This window comes from Sulfitobacter sp. F26204 (assembly GCF_026410305.1).
In the GTDB taxonomy this organism is placed as follows: Bacteria; Pseudomonadota; Alphaproteobacteria; order Rhodobacterales; family Rhodobacteraceae; genus Sulfitobacter.
In genome coordinates this window covers 35,019-46,932 of sequence record NZ_JAPMLQ010000007.1, presented here as the reverse complement: position 1 = coordinate 46,932, position 11,914 = coordinate 35,019, and the positions used below count along the sequence as shown (strand labels likewise).

The following is an 11,914-nucleotide window of genomic DNA, read 5'->3' as shown; positions in this document are numbered from 1 at the left end:
TCCTACATGAGAGGTCCACGCACATCATCGCGCAGTTTCAGATCTCTTCGACCTCCAGAACACCGCCCAGGGACCTGATCGCACTTTTGATCTTCGGTGTCACAGGGAATTCCTGACCCAGATCGACCTCGACCTCTCCTGGCAGGTTCGGGTCCATCAAGCATAACTGTACTGGTCCGCGCCCCGCTGTCTTGGCCGCACGACGCGCACTGTCCAGTACATCGGCCACAGCACCAATCGCTTCTGCACCGTCAATGAAAACGCGCAGCCCCATGTTGCCCGCATCGGCGACCGCGGCATCTACCGGTGCCACCGACCTGCCCAATAACTTCAACTGGTCCGCTTCCATCGTCGCCTCTACGGTCACGACAACCTTGGCACCGGTTTCCAAATGGTCACGCGCAGCTTCAAGCGTATCAGAAAACAACGTGACCTCGTATCCGCCCGTCGGGTCGGACATCTGGGCAAAAGCAAAACGGTTGCCGCGTGCGGATTTCCGTTCCTGACGTCCTGCGACCACACCCGCAAGGCGCGCGTTCATGGCCCCCCGGTCTGTCACTTTCTCAGTCAATTCATCCAAAGTCATGAAGGGCACACCCGCGTCCCGCCCCCATTTGCGTTTCAGCGGGGTCATGTAATCGTCTAACGGATGACCGGAAAGGTAAAAACCAACCGCCTTGAACTCTTCAGTCAGCCGCTCGGCGGCTTCCCAATCATCACAAGGCATCATACGGGGCTCTGGCAAATCTTCCCCGGCTTCGCCAAACAGCGACACTTGATTTGACGCTTTCTGTTCATGGATCGCAGCAGAATAACTTACCAACGAATCCAGCGCCTGAAACACACGACGGCGATTTGTGTCTAGTTGGTCAAATGCCCCGGAACGCGCCAGCATTTCGAGCGGCCGTTTGCCGACACGTTTCAGGTCAACCCTACGAGCAAGATCATACAGGGTCGCAAAGGGTTTGTCCTCCGCTTCAAGCTTGCGTCCTTGGGTGATCAGCTTCATCGCTTCTGTACCGACGTTTTTCAACGCGCCCAGCGCATAGACCAATGCGCCGTCAACCACCTTGAAGGTCGCGTCAGAGCGGTTCACGCAGGGCGGAACCCAGGGAAGTTCCAACCGTTTACGTACCTCTTCGAAATATACTGACAGCTTGTCAGTCAGATGAATATCGCAATTCATCACCCCGGCCATGAACTCGACCGGATGGTTCGCCTTGAGCCATGCGGTCTGATAGCTGACCACGGCATAGGCCGCCGCGTGGGACTTGTTGAAACCGTAGTTGGCGAATTTTTCCAACAGATCGAAAACTTCCGTGGCCTTTTTCTTGTCAACGCCATTGGCCATCGCGCCCTTTTCGAATTTCGGGCGTTCCTTGGCCATTTCCTCGGCAATTTTTTTACCCATCGCCCGGCGCAACAGATCCGCTCCGCCAAGTGAATACCCCGCCATGACCTGCGCAATTTGCATGACCTGTTCTTGATAAACGATAATGCCTTGGGTTTCGGCCAACAGATGGTCAATCGACGGATGCACCGATTCAATCTCGCGCAAGCCATTCTTGACTTCACAATAGGTCGGAATATTTTCCATTGGCCCTGGGCGATACAGCGCGACGAGCGCCACGATATCTTCAATACAGGTCGGTTTCATGCGTTTCAGGGCATCCATCATGCCACTGGATTCAACCTGGAAAACTGCGACGGTCTTTGCACTGGCATAAAGCTTAAATGACGCCTCATCATCCAGCGGGATCGTGGCAATGTCGTCCAACAGGCCTTGCGGCGGCTCGAACAATTCCGTGCCGTCCGCAGCCAGATGCAGGTGACGCCCCGAGGCTTTGATCTGGTCCACAGCGTTCTGGATCACGGTCAGCGTTTTGAGTCCCAGGAAATCGAACTTGACCAAGCCCGCCTGTTCAACCCATTTCATGTTGAACTGTGTCGCAGGCATATCCGACCGCGGATCCTGATAGAGGGGCACCAACCGGTCCAACGGCCGGTCGCCAATCACCACCCCCGCCGCGTGGGTTGACGCATTCCGCAGCAATCCTTCGACCTGCTGCCCGTAGTCCAGCAATCGGGCCACGACCTCTTCGTTCCGGGCTTCTTCGCGCAGACGCGGTTCATCGGCGAGGGCCTTTTCGATCGACACCGGCTTAACCCCTTCAACGGGGATCATCTTGGACAGACGGTCCACCTGACCATAGGGCATTTGCAGGACGCGACCGATGTCGCGTACCGCCGCTTTGGAGAGCAGCGCACCAAAGGTAATGATTTGCCCAACCCTATCGCGGCCATATTTCTGCTGAACGTATTGAATGACCTCTTCGCGACGGTCCATGCAAAAATCGATGTCGAAATCCGGCATCGATACACGTTCCGGATTCAAGAACCGCTCAAACAGCAGCGAATAGCGCAGCGGGTCAAGGTCTGTGATCAACAGAGCATAGGCTACCAGCGACCCCGCGCCCGACCCCCGCCCCGGCCCCACGGGAATGTCGTGTTCCTTGGCCCATTTAATAAAATCCGCAACAATCAGGAAATAACCGGGGAACCCCATGCCCTCGATTATGCCAAGTTCGAAATCCAGCCGCTTCTGATACTCTTCCACAGGTGCCGCATGTGGAATGATAGCAAGTCGCGCCTGCAATCCCTGCTGTGCCTGCCGGCGCAATTCCGCAATCTCATCGTCAGCGAATTTCGGCAAGATCGGGTCGCGGCGATAGGTCATAAAGGCACAACGCCGCGCAATCTCGACGGTGTTTTCAACCGCTTCGGGCAGATCGGCGAATAAGGTCACCATCTCGGCTTCGGACTTGAAATAATGCTGATCTGTCAGTCTGCGCCGGTTTTCCTGTTGGTCCACGTAGGCACCATCCGCGATGCAAATCAGTGCATCATGGGCCTCGTACATCGTAGCTTTTGGAAAATAGACATCATTGGTCGCAACCAATGGTATCTCCAATGCATAGGCCATTTCGACAAAAGCTTGTTCGGTGGTGCCTTCGCTTTCCGGCCTGCCCCCTTCGCCTGGATGGCGTTGCAGTTCGACATAAAGTCTGTCGCCAAACATGCCTTTCAATCGGATCAATAGCGTTTCGGCGGCGGGACGCTGGGAGTTTTGCAACAGCCGGCCAATTGGCCCGTCTGCCCCCCCGGTCAAACAAATAATATCTTCTGACAAAGCCTCCAGTTCGTCCAGCGTAACCTGTGGCAAGGCTCCACCCTTGTCGAGGTAGAGACAGGAGTTCAGTTTCATCAGGTTTTCATATCCTGTCTCGGTTTGCGCAAGAAGCACCACGGGTGCCGGGTCTTTGGGCCGCTCCCCTGCTTGCGGGGTCAGGTAGGCCAGATCAACCTGGCACCCCATGATCGGCTGCACCCCAGCACCGGCCATTCCGACAGAAAACTCCAGTGCCGCAAACATATTGTTGGTATCGGTAAGCGCGAGCGCCGGCATACCCGCATCCCGGCACATCTCAGGCAGTTTTTTCAGGCGCAGCGCCCCTTCCAGCAAAGAATATTCGGAATGGGTGCGAAGGTGGATGAATCGGGGAGTTTTTGTCATGCCCCAAGATTAGACGCAGCGCGCGCCCGCCACCAGTGCCAGCGTAGGAGCCACGCATTTTTTCTTGCAATTGAACCGGCCCTGCGCGTAGCCTTGTCATCAACGCCCTGCACCCGTGTTCTACGTCGCATCGGACACAACTGCCATTAGGGGGCACCTGTACCGCGACAGGCCAACACCATGGACGTCACGTTTCTGCTTAACGGAACGCATGTCTCCCTTTCAGACATTTCTCCTACCACTACATTACTTGACTGGCTGCGCGAGGAACGCCACCTTTGCGGCACAAAGGAAGGCTGCAACGAAGGTGATTGCGGCGCTTGTACGGTGATGATCACCGACACTGAAGGTTCGCGTGCCTTGAACGGCTGCATCCTGTTTTTGCCCCAAGTGAACGGTAAACAGGTCACCACCGTCGAAGGCCTTGCCGCGGCCGATGGTGCCCTGCATCCGGTACAAACCGCGATGATTGACCATCACGCCAGCCAATGCGGCTTTTGCACACCGGGGTTTGTCGTCTCCATGGCCACGGCACATCTGAACGGGGCCACCGACCATGACACCCAGCTTGCGGGTAACCTGTGCCGTTGCACCGGTTATGCCCCCATCATCCGCGCCGCCGTTGCCGCAGAGGGTCAACCGGTACCACAACACCTTATCTCCTTGGCCAAAAATCCCACTGCACCACAGCAACCCCAACCGCAACCTGATGACTCCAGACACATCCAGCCCCGCACATCGGACTCGCTGGCACGTTGGTACGTCGACAACCCCGACGCGACCCTCGTTGCAGGTGCGACCGACGTAGGTCTGTGGGTGACAAAACAGTTCCGTGACCTGGGGCCGATTGCTTTCCTCAACAACTGCGCGGATCTGCGCGGCTTGCAGGAAACCGTCAGCGACCTCAAATTCGGAGCGATGACCACAATGTCCGATGTAGAGACAGCCATCGCCCCTCATTTTCCCAGCTTTGCGGCGATGATCCGCCGCTATGGGTCCGTGCAGGTCCGAAATGCCGCGACCATCGGTGGCAATATCGCCAATGGCTCGCCGATCGGCGATGGTCCGCCTGCCCTGATCGCACTGGGGGCCACGCTGCACCTGCGCAGGGGCGACAGGCGTCGTACTCTCCCCATTGAGGATTTCTTTATCGAATACGGCAAACAGGACCGGCAGGCAGGTGAATTCGTCGAAGCAGTCAGCATCCCCAAGCAACCCGACACCCTGCGTTGCTACAAACTGTCAAAGCGCTTTGATCAAGACATTTCTGCAGTCTGCGGCTGTCTTTCCATGGACCTGTCGGGGGGCAAAGTCACTGCTGTCCGTCTTGCCTATGGTGGCATGGCAGGCATTCCCAAACGTGCCGCGCATGCAGAAGCTGCAATCATCGGCCAGCCCTTCACCGAGGAAACAATGCGCCACGCAATGGCGGCAATGGCGGATGATTTCCAGCCACTTAGCGACATGCGCGCATCTGCCGCATACCGTTTACAAACAGCGCAAAACCTGTTGCTGCGCTACTTGTACGACATTAACGGCACTGCAACCAATGTTCAGGAAGTCCGCCCATGAGCATCGCCAAGCCGTTGCCGCACGACGCCGCCCGCCTGCATGTGACCGGTCAGGCGAGATATACCGACGATATACCGACGCCAGCGGATGCTTTGCATCTCGCTTTTGGCACAAGCAAAATTGCCGCGGGCACTCTCACCGCTTTGCACCTGGAGGCGGTTACGAACGCGCCAGGTGTGGTTGCTGTCCTGACGGCGCAGGATTTGACACATGATTGTGACGTCTCGCCGTCCAATCAGGACGAACCCCTGCTTGCCGCTGGCAGCGTTCATCATGTTGGACAACCCCTGTTTCTCGTGATTGCAACCAGTCATCTTGATGCGCGACGGGCCGCTGCCCTGGGGCGGGCCGACATCGCCGCAACCAAGCCAATCCTGAGCGTACAAGACGCGCTGGACGCCAACAGCAGGTTTGAAGACGGCCCACGGATCTATCAGAAAGGGGACGCCAAGGGCGCTTTGGCGTCAGCTTCTCAAATTCTGACCGGGCGCCTCATGATGGGCGGGCAGGAACATTTCTACCTTGAAGGGCAAGCGGCTCTGGCTCTGCCACAGGAAGGTGGCGATATGCTGGTTCATTCTTCCACACAGCACCCCACTGAAATTCAACATAAAGTGGCCCATGCCATCGGCAAACCCATGCACGCCGTGCGCGTTGAAACCCGCCGCATGGGTGGTGGGTTCGGTGGCAAGGAAAGCCAGGGTAATGCACTGGCAGTGGCCTGTGCTGTCGCGGCGCAAAAGACCCAAAAACCCTGCAAGATGCGCTATGACCGCGATGACGACATGATCATCACTGGCAAGCGCCATGATTTCCAGATCGACTATTCCGTCGGTATCGAACCGGACGGCCGCATCACCGCAATGGACGTGACGCATTATACCCGCTGCGGCTGGGCACAGGATTTGTCCCTGCCCGTTGCGGATCGTGCGATGTTGCACGCTGATAACGCATACCATCTCAACAATGTGCGCATAGTCTCGCATCGGCTCAAGACCAATACCCAGTCGGCCACTGCCTTTCGTGGATTTGGCGGCCCTCAAGGGGTGCTGGGCATCGAAAAGATCATGGACCATATCGCGCAGCATCTTGAACTTGATCCTTTGGCTGTCCGCCGCATCAATTATTATGCAGACCGGGTTGTGCCATCTGAACCCGTCGCAGTACCACCGCCGCAACCGATCCATAACAAGGCAGCCGACATGACCTCGCGCGGTTCTGAAAAACCGCGCCCCTCTTCTGTACCGGCCGCATCAGAAACCGCGCAAACGACGCCCTATCATCAACCCGTCACGGATTGCATCATCAACGCGTTAACCGACGAGTTGGCAATCAGCGCGGACTATTCCAACCGACGCGCAGCCATTGCCGAATGGAACGCGAAAAATACCGTCTTGAAACGGGGCATTGCCTTCACCCCGGTGAAATTCGGAATTTCCTTTACGCTCACCCATCTCAATCAGGCCGGTGCGCTTGTGCATGTCTATCAGGACGGATCCATCCATCTGAACCATGGCGGCACCGAGATGGGTCAGGGCTTGTTCCAGAAAGTCGCCCAGGTTGCTGCCAGTCGGTTTGGCGTGCCGATCGAGATGATCAAGATCACTGCAACCGATACTGCCAAAGTGCCCAATACATCGGCCACCGCCGCTTCTTCGGGGTCGGACCTCAACGGCATGGCAGTGCAGAACGCTTGCGATGAAATTCGATTGCGTATCGAGGCGCATCTGGCGGAACGCTATCAGACCCGTGACATCACCTTTGCGGATGGGATGGTCAAAATCGGTTCTGAAACGATCACTTTTGCGGATGCTGCGGCCCTTGCCTATCAATCCCGTGTCTCCCTTTCGGCCACCGGCTTTTACAAAACTCCCGACATCGAATGGGACCGTATCGCAGGCAAAGGGCGACCGTTTTTCTATTTTGCCTATGGAGCGGCTTGTACTGAAGTCGTGATCGACACACTGACAGGGGAAAACCGTATCCTGCGCACCGACATTCTGCATGATGCGGGTGCCTCGCTCAATCCGGCTCTCGACATTGGCCAGATCGAAGGCGGTTATGTTCAGGGTGCCGGTTGGCTCACGACCGAAGAACTGGTCTGGGATGACAAGGGCGCTTTGAAAACCCATGCTCCCTCAACCTACAAAATTCCGGCCTGCTCTGACCGGCCTGATATTTTCAACGTCGCTCTTTGGGACCAACCCAACCCGGCCCAAACAGTCTACCGATCCAAAGCCGTAGGCGAACCGCCCCTCATGTTGGGTATTTCCGCCTTCCTTGCGCTCTCCGATGCCATTTCGGCGACCGGCCCTGGTTACGGCGACCTGCAGGCCCCTGCAACCGCTGAGGCGGTTCTTGCAGCCATCGGGCGGGCCCAAAAATGAGGTGGATCACAGTTGAGATCAGCGCAACACAAGGCTCTGCTCCACGTGACGCGGGTACGGTCATGCGGGTAAGCGAAACCTGCGCTGAAGGGACGATCGGCGGTGGCGCCCTGGAACATCAAGCGATGGCCACAGCGCGCCGGATGCTGCGCGAGGGGCGTAGACACCACCAGGAAAAGCTGCCGCTTGGGCCAAATCTGGGTCAATGTTGCGGTGGGGCCGTAACCCTGGAATATTCTGATCGCCCGCTTTGCGTAGATGCCGCACATCCGATCCCTATTGATCCAGGGCTGTTGCCCGACACCCTTTTGGGGCCGCTGTGGATTTGGGGTGCTGGTCATGTGGGCCGCGCAGTTGTACGTAGCCTGTCTGTGGTGCAAGCCTTTGACATCACCTGGATTGATTGCGCCGCATCGCGTTTTCCAAAGGAAATTCCACCTTTGCTTCGCATACTGCCAACTGTCGACATGCCCCGCCTTGCGGGGTTTGCACCGGTATCGGCACATCACCTCATCTTCACCTATTCACACGATATCGACCTGGCGCTGTGCGCCGCGCTTCTAAAGCGAGGTTTTGCCTCATGTGGCCTGATCGGATCGGCAACCAAATGGATGCGTTTCCAAAAACGCCTGCGGGCACATGGCCTTGACCCCAACGCCATCACCTGTCCAATCGGTGATCCGCGTGCCGGCAAACATCCCGATCAAATCGCCCATTCCAGTGCAACCGCGCTCTTGCGTTTTGCGCAGACTGTGCAAGATAAATCCGAAACAGAAAGAGCAGCCTGCTGATGACGGATGTCCCTCTCCTTGACCTATCTGGCTTGACCAAGGCCTATCCCGGCGTTGTCGCAAATGACAATGTTTCCTTGCAAATAGCACCCGGCGAAGTCCATGCGTTGCTTGGCGAAAACGGTGCCGGAAAATCGACATTGGTCAAGATGATCTATGGGCTGGTTAAGCCGGACGCGGGCAAGATGCAGATGTTCGCCGCTCCCTTTGCCCCCGCAGAACCACGCGCGGCGCGGGCGGCCGGGGTTGGTATGGTATTTCAACATTTCTCTCTGTTTGATGCACTGACCGTGGCCGAAAACATCGCACTGGGCATGGAAAACGCCCCCAAGCTCAATGCCCTCAGCCAACAAATTCGTGACGTTTCCGACACCTATGGCCTGCCCTTGTCCCCTGATCGCGTCGTGGGCGATCTGTCTGCCGGGGAGCGTCAAAGAGTCGAGATCATCCGGTGTTTGCTGCAAGACCCCAAACTGTTGATCATGGATGAGCCGACATCGGTGCTGACCCCGCAAGAGGTGGAAATCCTGTTCAAGACCCTGCGCAAGCTCAGTGCCGAGGGCACCGCGATCCTGTATATTTCACACAAGCTCGAAGAAATCCGCAGCCTTTGTGACAGCGCCACGATTTTGCGGTTGGGCAAGGTCGTCGGGCATTGCATCCCGCGCGACACCTCGGCACGTGATATGGCGGAAATGATGGTGGGCAAGATGCTGCAGACGCCGACCCGGGCGGGAAAAGAGCCGGGCGAGGTCGTGCTTTCACTTAACAAGCTTTCCGCAAAATCGCCCAATGCATTTGGCATGCCACTGCGCGAAATTTCGGTCGACGTGCGCGCTGGTGAAGTGCTCGGCATTGGCGGTGTCGCGGGCAATGGACAGGACGAATTGCTTGCCGCCCTGTCAGGCGAGATGCTCAGCGCGCCTGGCATGGTGGCTTTTCGCGGGGTCGACGTAGGCAAGCTTGGCCCGACACCGCGCCGCGCCCTGGGTATTCTGAGCGCGCCCGAGGAGCGCCTGGGGCATGCTGCGGCCCCCGATATGTCACTGACGGAAAACGCCATGCTCACTGCTGCGGTACGCGAGAAACTGGAAAGCCGCGGCTTGTTGAACTGGGCGCGCGCAGGCCGCTTTGCCGAAAAGATCATTGAAACCTTTGATGTTCGCACGCCTGGCCCATCCAACGCGGCACGATCGCTCTCTGGCGGGAATTTACAGAAATTCGTGATCGGCCGCGAGGTTTTGCAACGCCCTGACCTGCTGGTTGTGAATCAGCCGACCTGGGGTGTGGACGCCTCTGCTGCAGCTGCGATCCGTCAGGCATTGCTGGATCTGGCAGAGGGCGGCACGGCACTGGTTGTCATCAGTCAGGATCTTGATGAACTCATGGAGATTTCTGACCGCTTTGCCGCGTTGAACGAGGGAAGACTTTCGCAACCACGTCCAGCGGGGGGGTTGAGCGTCGAAGAAATCGGTCTGATGATGGGCGGCGCACATGGAATGGAGGTGGCGCATGTCTGATCAGTTGCGCCGTGAGTTTATTGGCAAGATGAAGTTGGGGGACCCTTTGTGATCCGATTGGAAAAACGCCCGCAACCAAGCCGCCTCTTTTCGCTGGCAACGCCTCTGCTGGCGGTCCTGGCGACGATGTTCTTTGGCGGGCTGTTATTTGCTGCTTTAGGAAAGGAGCCGCTGACTTCGATCCAGACGATTTTCTGGGAACCGTTATTCGGCGAGTTTTCTTTTTTTTACCGTCCGCAGCTATTGATCAAGGGAGCGCCACTGATTCTGATCGCCATTGGGTTGTCGCTGGGTTTCAAAGCGGGAATCTGGAACATCGGCGCGGAAGGGCAGTATATCATGGGTGCCCTTTTTGGCGCAGGGGTGGGACTGGCGTTCTATCCCCTAGAGGGGTTTTATATCTTCCCCCTGATGGTGCTTGCTGGTGCCTTTGGCGGCTGGATCTGGGCGATGATTCCGGCGTTGTTGAAGGTGAAGTTCGGGACCAACGAAATTCTGGTTTCTTTGATGCTGGTTTATGTGGCAGAACAGTTTCTTGCGTCCATGTCACTGGGCCTGTTGAAAAATCCGGAAGGCTTTGGATTTCCCGGCTCACGTAATCTTCAACAATATGAAAGCGCGTTCAATGGTGATCTGATCGCAGGCTCGGGCATGCATTGGGGGGTCGTCTGCGCGATGATCGCGGTGATCTTTGCCTATGTGTTATTGACCCGGCACCGACTTGGCTTTGCCATTCGTGTCACCGGCGAAGCCCCGAGGGCTGCAAGGTTCTCAGGGGTGAATCCGACGCGGCTGGTGGTGTTCTGCCTGGGCATATCGGGACTGCTGGCGGGCCTGGCGGGGATGTTCGAAGTATCGGGGCCTGCCGGTCAGGTCACGATTGATTTCAACGTCGGTTACGGGTTTACCGCGATTATCGTCGCGTTTCTGGGGCGGTTGCACCCGATCGGGATTTTGCTGGCGGGGTTGCTGATGGCGCTCACCTATATCGGCGGGGACATCGCGCAGAGCCAGCTTGGCCTGCCAGCCGCGGCCATTCAGGTGTTTCAGGGGATGTTGCTGTTTTTCCTGCTGGCGCTGGATATGTTCACGAATTACCGGCTGCGCTTTGGCCGGACGGAGGTGGCGTGATGGACCTGTCTGCAATCAACCCGATCCTCTTTGTCGCCGGCTTCCTTGTCGCTGCAACGCCGCTGATCTTTGCCGCTATCGGTGAACTTGTCGTCGAGAAATCCGGCACGCTGAACCTTGGCGTGGAAGGTATGATGATCACTGGCGCGATCTGTGGCTTTGCCACGGCGGTCGAGACCGGATCACCCTTGCTGGGCTTTGCGGCGGCGGCTGTTGGCGGTGCCCTTCTCAGCCTGCTGTTTGCATTCCTGACACAGATCACCCTGGCAAATCAGGTGGCCTCGGGTCTTGCGCTGACCCTCTTTGGTCTGGGGCTTTCCGCCCTGCTGGGGCAATCCTATGTGGGGATCAAGCCGCCGCGGCTGAATGACATCAACTTTGGCCCGCTTTCCGACATTCCCGTCATCGGACCCATCCTTTTCACCCATGACATCATCCTTTATCTTGGAATCGCGCTGGTTGCCGCCACATGGGCGGTGCTGAAATTTACCCGCGCGGGGCTGATCCTGCGGGCGGTTGGAGAAAGCCACGATGCCGCCCATGCGCTTGGCTACAAGGTCGTGCGCATCCGCACGCTGGCGATCATGTTCGGCGGAGCCTGTGCAGGCATCGGCGGGGCCTACATCAGCCTGATCCGCGTGCCCCAATGGACCGAAGGGATGACCGCCGGTGTCGGCTGGATCGCTCTTGCGCTGGTGGTTTTTGCAAGCTGGAAACCCTGGCGGCTGCTGCTGGGGGCTTATCTTTTTGGAGGCATCACCCAGTTACAACTGAATCTGCAAGGCGCAGGCGTTGCCATTCCTGTGGAGTATCTGGCAATGTCACCATATGTAATCACGATCATCGTTCTGGTGATCCTGTCGCGGGACAAGTCTGCTGCACCTGCATGTCTTGGCCGCACCTTTCACGCCTCTTCTTAGGGGCCAAATCTGCAAACAC

At 57.4% G+C, this 11,914-nt stretch carries 7 protein-coding genes; 6 read left to right on the top strand and 1 reads right to left on the bottom strand.

Features of this window, described 5'->3' with window-relative positions:
- Positions 1–37: 37 nt before the first annotated feature.
- Positions 38–3,574, bottom strand: coding sequence for a DNA polymerase III subunit alpha (dnaE, locus tag OS190_RS15490; protein WP_267159626.1), 3,537 nt, complete (start codon positions 3,572–3,574; stop codon positions 38–40).
- 180 nt (positions 3,575–3,754) lie between these two features.
- Here dnaE and xdhA point away from each other — a divergent pair, with 180 nt between their 5' ends.
- From xdhA to OS190_RS15460, 6 genes are read left to right on the top strand one after another with little or no spacing between them, the layout of a single operon-like run.
- Positions 3,755–5,146 (top strand): xanthine dehydrogenase small subunit, encoded by a 1,392-nt coding sequence (gene xdhA / locus OS190_RS15485; protein WP_267159625.1) that lies wholly within the window; start codon positions 3,755–3,757, stop codon positions 5,144–5,146.
- On the top strand, positions 5,143–7,533 hold the full coding sequence (gene xdhB, locus OS190_RS15480) for a xanthine dehydrogenase molybdopterin binding subunit (protein WP_267159624.1): 2,391 nt from the start codon (positions 5,143–5,145) through the stop codon (positions 7,531–7,533). The genes xdhA and xdhB overlap by 4 nt, the downstream gene beginning before the upstream one ends.
- Complete coding sequence (gene xdhC, locus OS190_RS15475; RefSeq protein WP_267159623.1) at positions 7,530–8,324, top strand: xanthine dehydrogenase accessory protein XdhC; 795 nt, start codon at positions 7,530–7,532, stop codon at positions 8,322–8,324. The genes xdhB and xdhC overlap by 4 nt, the downstream gene beginning before the upstream one ends.
- On the top strand, positions 8,324–9,844 hold the full coding sequence (locus tag OS190_RS15470; protein ID WP_267159622.1) for an ABC transporter ATP-binding protein: 1,521 nt from the start codon (positions 8,324–8,326) through the stop codon (positions 9,842–9,844). The genes xdhC and OS190_RS15470 overlap by 1 nt, the downstream gene beginning before the upstream one ends.
- Before the next feature lie 48 nt (positions 9,845–9,892).
- Complete coding sequence (locus tag OS190_RS15465; RefSeq protein WP_267159621.1) at positions 9,893–10,975, top strand: ABC transporter permease; 1,083 nt, start codon at positions 9,893–9,895, stop codon at positions 10,973–10,975.
- Positions 10,975–11,895 carry an ABC transporter permease gene (locus OS190_RS15460; RefSeq protein WP_267159620.1) on the top strand — a complete coding sequence of 307 codons (921 nt, stop codon included), beginning with the start codon at positions 10,975–10,977 and terminating at the stop codon, positions 11,893–11,895. Before OS190_RS15465 ends, OS190_RS15460 begins: the two co-directional genes overlap by 1 nt.
- Positions 11,896–11,914 lie beyond the last annotated feature (19 nt).